We start from the raw sequence: 15,937 nt of genomic DNA, 5'->3' as shown, positions 1-15,937 counted from the left end.
GCATTCCTGACATGGCTGGCGCCCGGCCTGACATTGGCTGGCGCCCGGCGCGGCGGCCCCGGCCGCCCGCGATCACATTTTGCCCATCGCGCGCCGCCGATATTGACAGCGGCACCGGCCGGGGCGCAGACTTGAAACCGTTCCGAGGGCGGCCTCGAAATCATCCCCGGAGGCGGGATTTTCGCGAGGCGCCGCGAAGGCGAGGCTGCGGACGGAACGGTGTCGGTGCAACCAGCAGAGGAGGGAGGCATGACCCCGCCGGACAGTCCCTGCCGGCTCCGCTTGCACAGCGGAGCCACGGTGAGGCCGATCGGACGCTGAGCGGCTGATCGCGCGCGCCGTCAAATCAACTTACATCGCTGACCAATGCGAAGGGTGCCATCCTTGAGTGGATGTCCCTTGACGATCACCTGATATCCTCGGAGATCGGGGAAACCCAAAGGCCTCGCGCGCTCGAAACGGTAGCGGCGAGGCCGTTCTCTTGCGAGCGTGGCGGCGGGCGGACGAAGGCGTGCAGTTTGACGGGTCACGCGTCGAACCGCGGCGTCGTGTCGGCTGGCGCAGCGGGGCCGGGTGGCGTGTGCGTGGCTGGAGGCGGTTCAGCCTGTGATCGCAATTTATCAGGTCTCAGCGCTTGGCGACCGGCCTTTGAACTGCCGACGATGGTTCGCTCGACCTCAGGGCTGCCCCCCTTCACTCAACGCGCTCCATTGTCCCGGGACCGCTTCTGGTCTGGGAGCGGAAAATCGACCTAATCATTCAGGTTTCGCAGGCCACCGATGGGAATTCCTTGCATTTGCGTGACGAATTTATCAGCCTTGATCACTTTAACCCATCGGCTATTGACTTATATGTCAATTCGAGACGAAATTAACATCGCAGTCAATGCAGGCTGGCTCGTCAACATGCAGCCGACGCTGCCGTCGATACCTCATCGTAGAATCATATTGGTAAGCAGTTCGCTGCAGTATGAATTGGAGACAGAACTTCAGGACCAGGCCACCGCGCATAGGGCGGGTCTTCTACTCAACACGCTGGACACTTTCATAGGCGGAGGGCTGATAACCGTCGGTGGTAGGAATGACGACGCTTACATAAAGCTGCTGGAACCAGAAGATCGGCAAGTGTGGGAGATTCGCAGCGTCGATCCAAAACCCAGCATCAGAGTCTTTGGCCGGTTTGCAGAACCGAACGTTTTTGTAGCGACAAACAAAGGTTTTCGACGTGACTTAGGTGCCTTTGGATCAGCGGCATTCCAGCGAGCGATGACTGATTGTACGAGAGAATGGGTAAAATGCTTTCACACACGGCCAGCGCATACGGGAAAAAGAGTCAATGACTTTATCACCGAGAACGTTGTTGACCTGCGCGATCTCTGAGGACGAGCCGCTTACGATTGCGCAGTGCTCCTATTTTCGTGCTCGATTTCGCTCGCGTATTCACGAAGCGATGTTGCGCATCTTTCTGGATGAGAAATCCAAGGGGCTGACGAAAGCCACGCTCGCTCGTCGGCTCGGAAAAGCACCCGAGCAGATAACGCGCTGGCTGGCTTCACCCGGCAATCTGCGCCTCGATACGGTGAGCGATATCCTGCTGGCGATGAGGCACGAGTTATCGTTTGACGTAACACCGATCGAGCTCGGGGTGAGGCGAAATGAATTTCATGAACTGGCTTCGTTGAAACCCACTGTTGCTGGCAATCAAGAGAATGCAACCATAACCATCCGTCACGCTTCACAATCTGTCGAGGCGTTACATGCAAATTAAGGTCGAGTCTGTTATCGTATGCGAAGATATACGAAAAGAGATAAATAACAAAGAGATATTGATAGGCGTATACAGCGGAAATATTGTTGTTGCGTCCTATCCGGCGATGCTGAAGCTTGCTTTTTGGGTGGAGTTGGTTCCAGATTCAATGGATGTCCATCATTTAGGTTTAAAAATAGAAAGCCCTTCAGTCAATCCGCCGATTGAAGTGGAATTCGACCTGAGCGTGAAGGAAGCGAATACTGCCGCGACAATCGCCTTCGGCAACTTGCCAATCGCCATCGAGAGGGATGGCGAACTCAAAGTGAGCTTTAAAGAGGGCGACGGCGACTGGTCCGTGATAAAACAGAAAAAAGTTCTACGAGGACCGGTCCCATCTGCGTAGTGCAGCCTTCCTAGCACACTACGCGCGCAGCTGTGGCGAAAGATTGGCAGCGCGCTCTTGCCCGCCTTCGCGCGGAATTCCTTCGCAGCCGCGTTCTTCTTCTCGCGCCTGTCGCAGCCTAAATGAGGCGCATTCCAAATCGTCCTTTGAGAACTCTTCTGGAAACTTCTCGACAGCAGCTTCGATGGTCCAATCGAGCAGATCGAGCTTGTTGAAGCGCTTGAATCCGCTTTGCAGGTCAGCGCTCTGAACAAGCTTGGAGATAGCTGGAATCGTGCCGTTTGACTATCTCATGCCGATGAAGACAGTCGGGTGATAGCCCTTAACTGCACCGCGCTTGATCGTTTCGTCGATGAATGTCTCTAACCGATTGCTGGCTTTGTTCACGTGATTAATCCGATGCCTTTCCCATAAGCATATGGAGGAGCGACTGCCTACACAACAGGAGTGTCACGAGCAGAGGCTTCAATGGGACATCACCACCGGCGCAGGGGCCGTGCGATGTTTTATGATCGGCGTTTTTAGCATTCTGCCCGAACGACCGGACGAGGGCGCCCGTTGCCGGTGCCTCAGCGGCCGTTGCGGTAGCCGCCGGTGCCGATCTCGTAGGAAATGCTGCCGGAGATGGTCACGTCCCAGTCGCCGACCTTGAACGAGCCCGGCGTGGAGCCGACCGGCAGCCGCTCGTCGGGTTCGGGCAACGGCGCGTCGGTGGCGCCGGTGCCGAGCGTGCGGTCGACGCCGGGCAGGCCGTCATCGGCCTTGCCCGCATCCGGTCCGGCCAGGGCCGGCAGGCCCGCGGCGGCGACAAAAGCCGCCAGAACGGCGATCATCAGGGGTCGCGACATGATTTCGGCTCCGATCACGCTTCGTCCCGACATAAGCGCGCGCGCCGCCGCTGCCAAGAGCGCGCCGCTTCACATTTTGCGCACGGCTTGCGATCCGCACCGCTCGCGGTTGAAATCGAACCGGAAACCGAATAGAACAAAAAAAGAACAAAACCCTTGTGGACAGCGCAAGGAATCTGCCCCGCCGGGGCGCGTCGGCCGGGGCGATCGGATAGAATGCGCGCCGATCAGAAATGTCCCGGGCGGACGAGCGTGGAGATAATGTGATGGCGGGAAGCGTCAACAAGGTGATTTTGGTCGGCAATCTGGGCGCCGATCCGGAAATCCGCCGCCTGAATTCCGGCGATCCGGTCGTCAACATGCGCGTGGCGACCTCCGAGACCTGGCGCGACCGCCAGTCCGGCGAGCGCCGCGAGCGCACCGAATGGCACAATGTCGTGATCTTCAACGACAATCTGGCCAAGGTCGCCGAGCAATATTTGAAAAAGGGCATGAAGGTCTATCTTGAGGGCCAGCTGCAGACCCGCAAATGGCAGGACCAGACCGGCAACGACCGCTACACGACCGAGATCGTGCTGCAGAAATTCCGCGGCGAGCTGCAGATGCTGGATTCGCGCGGGCAGGGCGAGGGTGGCGGCCAGTACAACGCCCCGGCCGCGCGCGGCTCCGATTTCGGCGCGTCCGGCCCGAACGAAAGCCAGGGCGGCGGCGGTGGGGGCGGCGGTTTCTCGCGCGATCTCGACGACGAAATCCCGTTCTGATCGGCCGCCGATGCAGCGCATCGCGCATGTCATGGTCGTGGTGCGCGATTATGACGAGGCCATCGCCTTTTATTGCGGCAAGCTCGGTTTCGAGCTTGTGGCGGATACGCACCAGCCCGAGCAGGACAAGCGCTGGGTGGTCGTCGCGCCGCCCGGCGGCGGTACCTCGCTGGTGCTTGGTCGCGCGGCGGACGAGGCGCAGGCGGCGGCGATCGGCAACCAGACCGGCGGCCGCGTCTTCCTGTTCCTGCAGACCGACGATTTCGCGCGCGACCATCGGCGCTTTCTCGGCCAAGGGATCGATTTCGTGCGCGCGCCGACGGTAGCGGAGTACGGCACGGTCGCCGTGTTCGCCGACCTCTACGGCAATCAGTGGGACCTGATCGAGTTCGCGCCCGGCCATCCTCTGGCCGTGGCGAACACCTGACGCGTTCGTGACTGGTACGTGAGCGCGCGCTGGCGCAAGAACGTCGCCATGCCGACGATCGAACGTGTTTTGGCCGCGTGTTGCGTGGCCCTGCTGGCGGCGGCCGGGCCCGCCCATGCCGGCGAGGCCGACGTGACGGCGGTCGACATCTCGCCGCGCGCCGACGGCACCTATCGCTTCGACGTCACCGTGCGCCATGCCGATACCGGCTGGGACCATTATGCCGATCGCTGGGAGGTGGTCGGCGAGGACGGCGCGGTGCTGGCCACGCGCGTGCTGGCCCATCCCCATGTCGACGAACAGCCTTTCACCCGCAGCCGGGACGGGGTGACGGTGCCGCCCGGACTGCGCACGGTGACGGTGCGCGCGCATGACAGCGTGCACGGTTTTGGCGGGCGCGCGATGACGGTGGTCCTGCCGGACCGCTAAGCCGTTCCGCTTTTCACGGCTGCGCAGACCGGCTCCACCTGGCTGTTTTGACGCGTTTTTCGCATGGCGAGCCGGCGTCCACTTTGCCTGCGAACGCTTTGGCGCGGCGCGCCGAGGCGCTCGCGAGGGCCGTTTACGCCGCCATCAGCGCCTTGACCCCGTCGGCGACGAACTGGACGGCGAGCGCGGCCAGGATCACGCCCAAAAGCCGGGTCAGGATCGAGCGCCCGGTCTGGCCCAAAAATCCGTCGACGCGCTCGGCCAGCAGAAAGACGAGATAGGTCGCCACGATCGCCGCCAGGATGACGGCGACCAGCGTCGCCTGGCCGACCGGGCCCGAAAACGAGCCCGACAACAGCACCGTGGCCGAGATCGCGCCGGGCCCGGCGATCAGCGGGATGGCCAGCGGAAAGGCGGCGATGTTGTGGATCATGTCGCGGGTGATCGCCACGTCGGCGCTCTTTTCCTTGCGCTCCTGGCGGCGCTCGAACACCATTTCGAAGGCGATGAAAAAAAGCAGCAGCCCGCCGGCGACCCGGAAGGCGGGCAGGGTGATGCCGAACACCGACAGGATCGCCGCGCCGGCGAGCGCGAACAGCGCCAGAAGCAGGAAGCCGATGATGGAGGCGCGCAGGCCGACCTGCTGGCGCTCCGAGCGGTTCATGCCGCGCGTCAGCGCCAGAAACAGCGGCGCCAGGCCGGGCGGGTCGATGGTGACCAAAAGCGTCACGAAGGCGTTGAAGATCTGGTCCAGGCTCGGCATCGGCGCGTCCTCGTCGGCCGGCAACCTAGCGCCGCGCGCCGGACAAGGCCAGCGGGGGCTGGGAAAGGCGCGGACGATCGCCCTGACGCCGCGCCGGCCGGCCCGGTTGCGGCGGCGCTTGCCGCGCGGTCAACGGCATGGTCGGGGCACGGTCAGCCGCACGGTCGGGGGCGCGATTCGCGCCGTTGCGGGCCGGTTGCCGGGCAACATTCGGCCGGGAAAATCATTTATCCGGTAAGATATTGTTTTCAATGCGATATCGGCGGTCGAAAATCGACCGGACGGTTTGGCGAATTGTGCCGGCATCCTATATAAGGAGCGACATGATTCCTCTATCGAACGTGATCCGTTTTGACTGACCAGACGACCCCGCGCGCGCCAGACGATCCCAACGGTATCGAGCCGGTTTCCATCATCGAGGAAATGCAGCGCTCCTATCTCGACTACGCGATGAGCGTGATCGTGAGCCGCGCGCTGCCGGACGTGCGCGACGGGCTCAAGCCAGTGCATCGGCGCATCCTGTTCGCCTCGCACGAGAGCGGCTACCACTGGAACCGCAAATACGTGAAATCCGCGCGGCCGGTCGCCGACGTGATGGGTAAATACCACCCGCACAGCGACGCCTCGATCTACGACGCCCTGGTGCGCATGGCCCAGGACTGGTCGATGCGCCTGCCGCTGATCGACGGCCAGGGCAATTTCGGCTCGATCGACGGCGATCCGCCGGCGGCGATGCGCTACACCGAGGCGCGGTTGACCAAGGCCGCGCACGAGTTGCTGGAGGATATCGACAAGGAAACGGTCGATTTCCAGGACAATTACGACGGCTCGGCCAGCGAACCGAAAGTGCTGCCGGCGCGGTTTCCCAACCTGTTGGTCAGCGGCTCGGGCGGCATCGCGGTCGGCATGGCGACCAACATCCCGCCGCACAATCTGGGCGAGGTCTGCGACGCCGCCATCGCCCTGATCGACAATCCGGCCATCGAGCTGCCGGCCTTGATGGAGATCGTGCCCGGTCCGGACTTTCCCACCGGCGGCCTGATCCTCGGCCGCGCCGGCATCTACAGCGCCTACGACACCGGCCGCGGCTCGATCCAGATGCGCGGCAAGGTGCATGTCGAGCCGGCCCGCAACGACCGCGAGGCGATCATCATCACCGAGGTGCCCTATCAGGTCAACAAGGCGACGATGATCGAGAAAATGGCCGAGCTGGTGCGCGACAAGCGCATCGAGGGCATTTCCGACATTCGCGACGAAAGCGACCGCCAAGGCTACCGGGTGGTGATCGAGCTGAAGCGCGACACGGTCGCCGACGTCGTGCTGAACCAGCTCTACCGCTATACGCCGCTGCAGACCTCGTTCGGCGCCAACATCGTCGCGCTCAACGGCGGCAAGCCGGAACTGATGACCCTGCGCGACATCCTGCGCGCCTTCGTGTTCTTCCGCGAGCAGGTGGTCAGCCGGCGCACCAAATATCTTTTGAAGAAGGCGCGCGAGCGCGCCCACGTGCTGGTCGGCCTGGCGATCGCGGTCGCCAATATCGACGAGGTCATCAAGCTGATCCGCACCGCGCCGGACCCGCAGACGGCGCGCCAGCAATTGATGGAGCGGCGCTGGCCGGCCGCCGACGTGGAGGCGCTGATCCGCCTGATCGACGATCCGCGCCACCGCATCAACGAGGACGGCACCTACAATCTGTCGGAAGAACAGGCGCGCGCCATCCTCGAACTGCGCCTGCAGCGGCTGACGGCGCTCGGCCGCGACGAGATCGGCGACGAGCTCAACACGATCGGCACCGAGATCAAGGACTATCTCGACATCTTGTCGTCGCGCCTGCGCATCCAGCAGATCGTCAAGGACGAGCTGACCGCCGTGCGCGACGAGTTCGGCACGCCGCGGCGCACCCAGATCGTCGAGGGCGGTCCGGACATGGACGACGAGGACCTGATCCAGCGCGAGGACATGGTCGTCACCGTCACCCATGAGGGCTATCTCAAGCGCGTGCCGCTGTCGATCTACCGGGCCCAGGCGCGCGGCGGCAAGGGCCGCTCGGGCATGGCGACCAAGGACGACGATTTCGTCACCCGGCTGTTCGTGGCCTCCACCCACACGCCGATCCTGTTCTTTTCCTCGCGCGGCATCGTCTACAAGGAAAAGGTCTGGCGCCTGCCGATCGGCACGCCGCAATCGCGCGGCAAGTTCCTGCGCAACATGCTGCCGCTGGAGGAGGGCGACCGCATCACCGCGATCATGCCGCTGCCCGAGGACGAGGAGCGCTGGGGCGAACTCGACGTGATGTTCGCCACCACCCGCGGCACGGTCAGGCGCAACAAGCTGTCGGATTTCGTCCAGGTCAACCGCAACGGCAAGATCGCCATGAAGCTCGACGCCGACGACGCGATCCTGAACGTGGCCACCTGCACCGAAAACGACGACGTGCTTTTGACCGCCGACAGCGGCCAGTGCATCCGCTTCCCGGTCACCGACGTGCGGGTGTTTGCCGGGCGCAACTCGGTCGGCGTGCGCGGCATCGCCATGGGCGAGAACGATCGGGCGATCTCGATGACGATCCTGGAAAGCGTCGAGGCGAACGCCCCGCAGCGGGCGGCCTATCTGCGCCGCGCCGCCGCCGAACGGCGGCTCGCCACCGGCGAGGACGAGGAGATCAGCCTGACCAACGAGGAGGTCAGCGAGGTCGAGGAGCTTTCCGACGAGTTCTACGAGTTCATGAAGCAGCACGAGCAATTCGTTCTGACCGTGACGGAATTCGGCTACGGCAAACGCTCGTCGTCCTACGATTTCCGCGTCACCGGCCGCGGCGGCAAGGGCATCCGCGCCACCGACGTCTCCAAGGCCGAGGAGATCGGTCGGCTGGTGGCGACCTTCCCGGTGGCCGACGACGACCAGATCATGCTGGTCTCCAATGGCGGCCAGGTGATCCGCGTGCCGGTTGGCGGCATCCGCATCGCCAGCCGCGCCACCAAGGGGGTGAAAGTGTTCAACACCGCCCAGGGCGAGCGCGTGGTGTCGGTCGAGCGCATTTCGGAAGCCCAGGACGAGGCCGTTGACGACATCGACGCGGAGGCCCCCGACGTCGAGGCGGCGACGGCCGCGCCGGCCAGCGATGGACCGGCTCCCGAGACACCCGACGGCGAGGCCTGAGGCGCTCAATCCGCGCGCCGGACAAGAACCTGCGTTTAAAAAGCCGAAAGCCGCCCCAGGGGCGGCTTTCGGCATCATGGTGTCGAAGACAGACGTGGCGTTTCGCCCGCCGCGAAACCGGCGCCGGACGGTCAGCGGCGCGAGAGCTGGAACGAGTTCTTTTCGGCGGTGCGCAGCTCGATCTTGGCCCGCTGAGCTTCCTCGTAGAATTTGAACGCGGTGGCGATCAGCATGGCAATGGTCATCGCTGCGGCAAGCAAGGTGATCAGCATGGTATCGTCTCCTTCGTCCTTAACAACGAACCAAAGCGGGTTTGGTTTCATCCGTCTGTGCGCTGTCTTACACAGGCCCGTTTGAATGCCGGCTGATCGTTGCGTTCATATTCGGTTCATGTTGGGGTGAGGCGGCCTCGATCGGCGTCCTCCCAGCCGATTGCCTTTGCCAACCAACGGACTTAAAAGCCTGCATCCATGACCCAGCACGTCGCCATCTACGCCGGTTCCTTCGACCCCCTGACCAACGGGCATCTCGACGTGCTCAAGGGCGCCTTGTCGATCGTCGACCGCGTCATCGTCGCCATCGGCATCCAGCCGGGCAAGAAGCCGGTGTTTTCCTTCGACGAGCGCCTGGAACTGATCCACAAGGTCGCGGCCAGCGAATTCGACGGCGACAGCGCGCGCATCGAGGTGGTGTCGTTCGACCGGCTGCTGGTCGACGCCGCGCGCCGCCACGGCGCCACGATCATGATCCGCGGCCTGCGCGACGGCACCGATCTCGACTATGAAATGCAGATGGCGGGCATGAACGAGACCATGGCGCCGGAACTGCAGACCGTGTTCATTCCCGCCAGCCCGTCGGTGCGCACCATTACCGCCACACTCGTGCGCCAGATTGCCTCCATGGGCGGCGACATCAGCGCGTTCGTGCCGGACGTGGTGAAGGCGGCCCTGGACGAAAAATTCCCCCGTTGAAGGAACATCTTATGCTGCGAACGATCTTTTCTCGCACGCTGGCCGCAGCCCTGCTGGCCGGCGGACTTTCCTCCGGCGCCATGGCGGCCGAGCCGGAAAACACCATGATCATCACGCTCAAGGACGGCGACGTGACCATCGCGCTCAAGCCCGAGATGGCGCCCAAGCATGTCGAGCAGATCAAGGCGCTGGTGCGCGAGGGCGCCTATGACAACGTCGCCTTCCACCGCGTCATCGACGGTTTCATGGCCCAGACCGGCGATGTCGAGTTCGGCGACATGAAGGACGGGTTCGATGCCGCCCGCGCCGGCACCGGCGGTTCGGCGCGCAGCGACCTGCCGGCCGAATTCTCCGACGCCAATTTCGTGCGCGGCACGGTCGGCATGGCGCGCGCCCGCGATCCGAACTCCGCCAATTCGCAGTTTTTCATCATGTTCGCGCCGGCCCCCAATCTCGACGGCGCCTATACGATCGTCGGCGAGGTCGAGGACGGCATGGACAAGGTCGACGCCATCAAGCGCGGCGACCCGGCGCAGAACGGCGTGGTGGCAGAGCCCGACCGGATGCTGAAGGTTCGCATAGCCGCCGACGGCGAGTGATCGCGGCGACAATAACCAAGGAAAGGACGACTTATGGCCGAGATCAAGGATCCGGAAAACACCATCGTGATGGAGACCACCCAGGGGCAGGTGGTGATCGAGCTTTTGCCCGACCTGGCGCCCGGCCATGTCGGCCGCATCAAGGAGCTGACGCGCGAGGGCGCCTATGACGGCGTCGTCTTCCACCGCGTCATCGACGGTTTCATGGCCCAGACCGGCGACGTGCGCTACGGCAAGTCGGGCGGCGCGTCCTTCGACCCGTCGCGCGCCGGCATGGGCGGCTCCGACAAGCCGGACCTGAAGGCGGAGTTCTCCAACGCCAACCATGGCCGCGGCGCCTGCTCGATGGCCCGCTCGCAGAACCCGAACTCGGCCAATTCGCAGTTCTTCATCTGCTTCGGCGACGCCTCGTTCCTGAACCGGCAATATACGGTCTGGGGCCAGGTCATCGAGGGCATGGACAATGTCGACAAGATCAAGCGCGGCGAGCCGGTGCAGGATCCCGACAAGATCGTGTCGATGAAGGTCGCGGCGGACGCGTGATGAAGACCGGCGCCGCCGCCCTCGCGCTCCTTGCCGCCGCGACGGCCACGCCGGCCGTGGCCAGCGGCGGGATCGCGTGCACGGGCGACGGCGTTGCGGTCGATCTGTCGGTCGGCCGGCTCGCGGTGATCTCGGTGCTGCGGGCCACGGTCCGGATCGGCGACACGGTCTGGTCGACCGATCCCGAAATCGTGCCCGGCACGCCGATCGCCGTCGGCCAGGCGTTCGAGGACGAAAGCCGGTTGCTGGTCGACTTTACCGACGAGGCGGTCAACGCGATCGTCGGCCGCCTGCGCGTGTTTTTTCTGACGGAGGGCGACGGTTACGCCGCCGGAGGCGTGGTCTCGTTCAAGGACGAGGGCGCCTTCGTCGTCGACTGTTCCGAACGCGGATGAAGGTCGATCAGTTCGATTTCGCGCTGCCCGAAGAGCGCATCGCCTTGCGGCCGGCCGAGCCGCGCGACGCGGCCCGCATGCTGGTGGTGCGGCCCGGCGCCGGGCTCGACGACCGCGGCGTCGGCGAGCTGCCCTCCTTCCTGAAGCCGGGCGACGTCGTCGTCTTCAACGACACCAAGGTGATCCCGGCCAGGCTCAGCGGCATCCGCCGGCGCGGCGAGAACCAGGCGCATATCGAGGCGACGCTGCATAGGCGGGTCGGACCCGATCGCTGGAAGGCGTTCCTGAAACCGGCCAAGCGCGTCGAGGCGGGCGAGCGCATCCAGTTCGGCCATGACGGCGCGGTATGCCTGACCGGCAGTCTCGACGCCACCGTGGCCGAAAAGGGGCAGGGCGGCGAGGTGCTTTTGACCTTCGACCTGTCCGGACCGGTGCTGGACGAGGCCCTGGAGGCGGTCGGCCACATTCCGCTGCCGCCCTATATCGCGGCGCGCCGGCCCGACGACGCGCGCGACCGGCACGACTACCAGACGATTTTCGCACGCGAGGAGGGGGCCGTGGCCGCCCCGACGGCGGGGCTGCATTTCACCCCGGCGCTCTTGTCGGCGCTCGACGCGGCCGGCGCGGAACGGCACTGCGTGACGCTGCATGTCGGCGCGGGCACGTTCCTGCCGGTCAAGACCGACGACACCGACGACCACGTGATGCACGAGGAGTGGGGCTCGATCTCGGCCGAGACGGCGGCAGCGCTCAACCAGGCGCGGGCGCGCGGCGACCGGATCGTGGCGGTCGGCACCACCACGCTCAGGCTTTTGGAAAGCGCGGCCGGTGCCGACGGGCGTTTCGCCGAATGGGCGGGCACGACCGACATCTTCATCACCCCGGGCTACCGCTTCCGCGCCGTGGACGTGCTGATGACCAATTTCCACCTGCCGCGCTCGACGCTGGTCATGCTGGTGTCGGCCTTTGCGGGCGTGGAAACGATCCGCGACGCCTATCGCCACGCCATCGAGAGCGGCTATCGGTTCTATTCCTACGGCGATGCGTGCCTGTTGTTCCGGGCGCGCGCAGAATGATCCACTACTGCGGCGCATTCCAAGACGCCTGCCTTTCAGCCGGTTGAAGATCGCGATGACGCAAAGCTTTGAGTTTTCCCTGCTCGCCACCGACGGCGCGGCGCGACGCGGCGAAATTTCCACGCCGCGCGGCACGATCCGCACGCCCGCCTTCATGCCGGTCGGCACCGCCGGCACGGTCAAGGCGATGTATATGGACCAGGTGCGCGCGCTCGGCGCCGACATTATCCTGGGCAACACCTATCATCTGATGCTGCGCCCGGGCGCCGAGCGGGTCGCCAGGCTCGGCGGACTGCACGCATTCGCCCGCTGGCCGCATCCGATCCTGACCGATTCGGGCGGCTTCCAGGTGATGTCGCTGGCGCAATTGCGCAAACTTTCCGAAAAGGGCGTCACCTTCAAGTCGCATATCGACGGCGCGGTGCACGAGATGTCGCCGGAGCGCTCGATCGAGATCCAGGGCCTGCTCGGCTCCGACATCCAGATGCAGCTCGACGAATGCGTGGCCCTGCCGGCCGAACGCGACGTGATCGAACGGTCGATGGAACTGTCGCTGCGCTGGGCGGAACGCTGCAAGACGGCCTTCGGCGACCAGCCCGGCCGGGCGATGTTCGGCATCGTGCAGGGCGGCGACGACGAGGCGCTGCGCGTGCGCTCGGCCGAGGCGCTGACCGCGCTCGACCTGAAAGGCTATGCCGTGGGCGGGCTGGCGGTCGGCGAGCCGCAGCCGGTGATGCTGGCCATGCTCGACGCGGTGTGCCCGGCGCTGCCGCACCAAAAGCCGCGTTACCTGATGGGCGTCGGCACGCCCGACGACATCGTCAAATCGGTGCAGCGCGGCATCGACATGTTCGACTGCGTCATGCCGACCCGCGCCGGGCGCCACGGGCTCGCCTATACCCGGCACGGCAAGATCAATCTGCGCAATGCCCGCCATGCCGAGGATCCGCGCCCGCTCGACGCCGAAAGCGACTGTCCGGCCGCGCGCGACTATTCCCGCGCCTATCTGCACCACCTGGTCAAGGCGGGCGAGGCGCTGGGCGGCATGCTCCTGACCTGGAACAACCTGTCCTACTACCAGACGCTGATGCAGGGTCTGCGCGACGCGATCGAGGCCGGCCGGCTTGCCGACCACGCCGCCGGGCTGGCCGAAGGCTGGGCGCGGGGCGACCTGGCGCCGGTGTGAACCGCCGCCGGCCGGCCTGCGTAGGAAGAGGAGACGCCCAGGGCGTCGCCCGCCGCCGCGCGGGAAACCCTTATCCTTCGAGGTTCTCTTGGCCGACCATCTCGTTGCCTATGGTGTCGCGCTCGTACTGTTCCTGATCGCCGACGGGCTGTGGCTCGGCATCGTCGGCCCGCGCGTCTACCGCCCCCGCATCGGCGCGATCCTGCGCGACAGCCCGCTGATTGCGCCGGCGGCGGTGTTTTACCTGCTCTACGTCGCCGGGCTGGTCTATTTCGCCGTTGCCGGCAACCTTGCCGGCGGCACGGTCCTCGCCGGCGCCCGCGACGGGGCGCTGTTCGGTTTTTCCTGCTATCTCACCTTCAACGCCACCAGTCTCGCCCTCATTCGCGGCTACGACCGGACGATCGCCGTCCTGGACACGGGCTGGGGCGCCGTCCTCGGCGCGCTGGTCGCCGGCGCGACGCTGGCGATCCTCAACGCGGCCGGTTTCGCGTGAGCCGGCCGGGCCTCAGGTGCTGAGCGCGTTCGAGGCCCGCAGGCTGCAGCCGGAAATGCGAAAGACGCCGTCCGCCTGCAGTTCGAGCGTGTAGACGGCGACATAGTTGCGCCCGTCGGGGCCGACCAGATGGACCTTTTGCAGGATCGTGGTCCGATCGAGTTCCTTCGCGGCGCCGAAGGCATAGCTTTGCGGCTGCCGCACGGGCGCGTAGCCGCGTTCGACCATGGTCATGAAGGCGCCGACCGTGGGGTAGAGTTTCTTGATCGTCGGAGAGGCATGGCTGTAGGCGGCCGCGCCGTCATCGGCCAGAAACGCCTGCAACTGCTTGTCGATCGTCGACTGGGCGGCCTGGATCTCGGCCTCGCCGGCAAGCGCCGGACCGGCGCCAAAAAGGGTCAGGATGAGGGCGATTACGCGATAGTCGGGCATTGTTTCGCTCCGGGCTTGGGCCGTCCGGGCGGCGGTGGCGGACCGGGCGGCCGTCTTGGCTATAAAACCATATACGGTTTCAGGCCGTTTGCGGTTTCACGGCGCCGGCGGCCGGGCTGTGACCCGTGCGACCCCGACATATCGACCGCTGGAAAAGACCGGTTGCCGCGTTTGCCCGGCAGCGACGGGAAAGGCTTTTTCCCGCCCTGCGCTTGATTTCGTCCGGCGAACCCTTTGTTATGCAAGCCACAGGGGAATTGTTGCGTGGTTGCATTCGATGAGATGCGGCCCGACGGCACCACGGTCCGCGGGCCATATGCGAACTACAATGACTGGCTGAAAGCGCAGGACGCGGCGCGTCTGGCGGAAAAGGCGAGCGACGCCGAACAGGTCTTTCGAAAAACCGGCATCACCTTCGCCGTCTACGGCGAGGCCGAGGCGGCCGAGCGGCTGATCCCGTTCGACATCGTTCCGCGCATCATTTCGGGCGCCGAGTGGCGCCGCCTGACCCAGGGCATCGAGCAGCGCGTGATGGCGCTGAACGCCTTTCTCGACGACATCTACCACCGCCAGGAAATCCTGCGCGCCGGGCGCGTGCCCAAGGAGCTGATCGCCAACAACGAGGCGTTTCAGCCCGAAATGATCGGCGTGCGCCCGCCGGCCGGCGTCTACACCCACATCATCGGCGTCGACATCGTCAGGACGGGCGAGAACGAGTTCTTCGTGCTGGAGGACAATGCGCGCACGCCGTCGGGCGTGTCCTACATGCTGGAAAACCGCGAGACGATGATGCAGCTCTTTCCCGAGCTGTTCCAGTCGATCAGCGTGCGGCCGGTGGAAAACTATCCGCACTTGCTGCGCCAATCGCTGGCGCGCGTCAGGCCGCAGGGCTGCCGCAAGGACACGCCGCGCGTGGCGGTGCTGACGCCGGGCATCTACAACTCGGCCTATTTCGAGCATGCTTTTCTGGCCGACCAGATGGGGGTCGAGCTGGTCGAGGGCTCCGATTTGAGGGTCGTCGACGGCCGGGTCGCCATGCGCACCACCGAGGGCTACAAAGAAATCGACGTGCTCTACCGCCGCGTCGACGACGCCTTCCTCGACCCCTTGACCTTCAGGCCCGATTCCGCGCTCGGCGTGGCCGGCATCATGGACGTCTACCGCGCCGGCAACATCACCATCGCCAACGCGCCCGGCACCGGCATCGCCGACGACAAGGCGATCTATTCCTACATGCCCGAGATCATCGAGTTCTACACCGGCCGCAAGCCGCTTCTGGGCAATATTCCGACCTGGCGCTGCTCGGAAAAAGACAGTCTCGCCTATGTGCTGGACCATCTCGACGAGCTGGTGGTCAAGGAGGTGCACGGCTCCGGCGGCTACGGCATGCTGGTCGGGCCGGCGGCCTCGAAAAAGGAGCGCGAGGCGTTCGCCAAAAAACTCGTCGCCAGGCCGGGCAACTATATCGCCCAGCCGACCCTGTCGCTGTCGACCTGCCCGGTCCTGACCGGAGCCGGCCTGGCGCCGCGCCATGTCGACCTGCGCCCGTTCGTGCTGGTCTCCGACAGGATCCAGATCGTGCCCGGCGGGCTGACGCGGGTGGCGCTGAAGGAGGGCTCGCTGGTGGTCAACTCCTCCCAGGGCGGCGGCACCAAAGACACCTGGGTGCTCGATGATTGAGGCGCGAAAGGGCTGCC

19 protein-coding genes are annotated in these 15,937 nt (G+C 65.0%); 15 read left to right on the top strand and 4 right to left on the bottom strand.

The genetic code is table 11. The features are described 5' to 3' along the window. Nucleotides 1-851 precede the first annotated feature (851 nt). Genes C7T96_RS23810 through C7T96_RS02560 form a run of 3 tightly spaced genes read left to right on the top strand, consistent with a single transcriptional unit; the run spans nt 852 to nt 2,152 of the window. Complete coding sequence (locus tag C7T96_RS23810; RefSeq protein ID WP_158264291.1) at nt 852-1,379, top strand: hypothetical protein; 528 nt, start codon at nt 852-854, stop codon at nt 1,377-1,379. Then, nucleotides 1,360-1,767: a helix-turn-helix transcriptional regulator gene (locus C7T96_RS02565; protein ID WP_146149131.1), complete on the top strand. Its 408-nt coding sequence runs from the start codon at nt 1,360-1,362 to the stop codon at nt 1,765-1,767. Before C7T96_RS23810 ends, C7T96_RS02565 begins: the two co-directional genes overlap by 20 nt. Then, nucleotides 1,757-2,152 (top strand): hypothetical protein, encoded by a 396-nt coding sequence (locus C7T96_RS02560; RefSeq protein WP_146149130.1) that lies wholly within the window; start codon nt 1,757-1,759, stop codon nt 2,150-2,152. The genes C7T96_RS02565 and C7T96_RS02560 overlap by 11 nt, the downstream gene beginning before the upstream one ends. A 569-nt stretch (nt 2,153-2,721) precedes the next feature. Here C7T96_RS02560 and C7T96_RS02555 read toward each other — a convergent pair. Beyond that, entirely contained in the window at nt 2,722-3,000 is a 279-nt protein-coding gene (locus C7T96_RS02555; protein ID WP_106569969.1) for a hypothetical protein, read from the bottom strand. Between the two features lie 266 nt (nt 3,001-3,266). Between C7T96_RS02555 and C7T96_RS02550 the strand changes: the two genes are divergently transcribed. The 3 genes from C7T96_RS02550 to C7T96_RS02540 are packed head-to-tail and all read left to right on the top strand — an operon-like array spanning nt 3,267 to nt 4,617. Then, nucleotides 3,267-3,761, top strand: coding sequence for a single-stranded DNA-binding protein (locus C7T96_RS02550; RefSeq protein WP_106569579.1), 495 nt, complete (start codon nt 3,267-3,269; stop codon nt 3,759-3,761). A 10-nt stretch (nt 3,762-3,771) separates the two neighbouring features. Further along, nucleotides 3,772-4,188, top strand: coding sequence for a VOC family protein (locus C7T96_RS02545; protein ID WP_106569578.1), 417 nt, complete (start codon nt 3,772-3,774; stop codon nt 4,186-4,188). A gap of 18 nt (nt 4,189-4,206) precedes the next feature. Further along, nucleotides 4,207-4,617, top strand: coding sequence for a hypothetical protein (locus C7T96_RS02540; RefSeq protein ID WP_348627218.1), 411 nt, complete (start codon nt 4,207-4,209; stop codon nt 4,615-4,617). A gap of 133 nt (nt 4,618-4,750) precedes the next feature. Here C7T96_RS02540 and C7T96_RS02535 read toward each other — a convergent pair whose 3' ends face one another. After that, nucleotides 4,751-5,380, bottom strand: a complete 630-nt coding sequence (locus C7T96_RS02535; RefSeq protein ID WP_106569967.1) for a MarC family protein — start codon at nt 5,378-5,380, stop codon at nt 4,751-4,753. A gap of 351 nt (nt 5,381-5,731) precedes the next feature. Between C7T96_RS02535 and gyrA the strand changes: the two genes are divergently transcribed. Continuing rightward, nucleotides 5,732-8,542 (top strand): DNA gyrase subunit A, encoded by a 2,811-nt coding sequence (gene gyrA / locus C7T96_RS02530; RefSeq protein WP_106569577.1) that lies wholly within the window; start codon nt 5,732-5,734, stop codon nt 8,540-8,542. 131 nt (nt 8,543-8,673) lie between these two features. Here the strand turns inward: gyrA and C7T96_RS24125 are convergent, their stop codons facing one another. Beyond that, nucleotides 8,674-8,814, bottom strand: coding sequence for a hypothetical protein (locus C7T96_RS24125; protein WP_164749818.1), 141 nt, complete (start codon nt 8,812-8,814; stop codon nt 8,674-8,676). A gap of 198 nt (nt 8,815-9,012) precedes the next feature. Here C7T96_RS24125 and coaD point away from each other — a divergent pair, with 198 nt between their 5' ends. From coaD to C7T96_RS02495, 7 genes are all read left to right on the top strand, one after another. Then, nucleotides 9,013-9,513 (top strand): pantetheine-phosphate adenylyltransferase, encoded by a 501-nt coding sequence (coaD, locus tag C7T96_RS02525; RefSeq protein ID WP_106569576.1) that lies wholly within the window; start codon nt 9,013-9,015, stop codon nt 9,511-9,513. 80 nt (nt 9,514-9,593) lie between these two features. Next, nucleotides 9,594-10,112: a peptidylprolyl isomerase gene (locus tag C7T96_RS02520; protein WP_245414055.1), complete on the top strand. Its 519-nt coding sequence runs from the start codon at nt 9,594-9,596 to the stop codon at nt 10,110-10,112. A 33-nt stretch (nt 10,113-10,145) separates the two neighbouring features. Beyond that, nucleotides 10,146-10,655, top strand: a complete 510-nt coding sequence (locus C7T96_RS02515; protein WP_106569575.1) for a peptidylprolyl isomerase — start codon at nt 10,146-10,148, stop codon at nt 10,653-10,655. Beyond that, entirely contained in the window at nt 10,655-11,050 is a 396-nt protein-coding gene (locus C7T96_RS02510; protein WP_106569574.1) for a hypothetical protein, read from the top strand. The genes C7T96_RS02515 and C7T96_RS02510 overlap by 1 nt, the downstream gene beginning before the upstream one ends. After that, nucleotides 11,047-12,126, top strand: a complete 1,080-nt coding sequence (gene queA / locus C7T96_RS02505) for a tRNA preQ1(34) S-adenosylmethionine ribosyltransferase-isomerase QueA (RefSeq protein ID WP_106569573.1) — start codon at nt 11,047-11,049, stop codon at nt 12,124-12,126. The genes C7T96_RS02510 and queA overlap by 4 nt, the downstream gene beginning before the upstream one ends. A 55-nt stretch (nt 12,127-12,181) precedes the next feature. Then, nucleotides 12,182-13,312 (top strand): tRNA guanosine(34) transglycosylase Tgt, encoded by a 1,131-nt coding sequence (gene tgt, locus C7T96_RS02500; RefSeq protein WP_106569572.1) that lies wholly within the window; start codon nt 12,182-12,184, stop codon nt 13,310-13,312. Between the two features lie 88 nt (nt 13,313-13,400). Then, on the top strand, nt 13,401-13,808 hold the full coding sequence (locus C7T96_RS02495; protein ID WP_158264290.1) for a DUF2177 family protein: 408 nt from the start codon (nt 13,401-13,403) through the stop codon (nt 13,806-13,808). Nucleotides 13,809-13,820: 12 nt separating this feature from the next. Here the strand turns inward: C7T96_RS02495 and C7T96_RS02490 are convergent, their stop codons facing one another. Continuing rightward, nucleotides 13,821-14,240 (bottom strand): DUF4864 domain-containing protein, encoded by a 420-nt coding sequence (locus C7T96_RS02490; RefSeq protein WP_106569570.1) that lies wholly within the window; start codon nt 14,238-14,240, stop codon nt 13,821-13,823. Between the two features lie 264 nt (nt 14,241-14,504). On the opposite strand from C7T96_RS02490, the gene C7T96_RS02485 reads away from it, so the two are divergent. Further along, a complete protein-coding gene (locus tag C7T96_RS02485; RefSeq protein WP_164749820.1) occupies nt 14,505-15,920 on the top strand; it encodes a circularly permuted type 2 ATP-grasp protein in 1,416 nt (471 codons plus the stop codon). The last annotated feature ends 17 nt before the right edge of the window (nt 15,921-15,937 follow it).

Source organism: Nitratireductor sp. StC3 (assembly GCF_003015025.1).
Classification (GTDB): domain Bacteria; phylum Pseudomonadota; class Alphaproteobacteria; order Rhizobiales; family Rhizobiaceae; genus Mangrovimarina; species Mangrovimarina alexandrii.
Note: the sequence above shows the minus strand (reverse complement) of the source record. Positions and strands in the feature narration are given on the sequence as shown.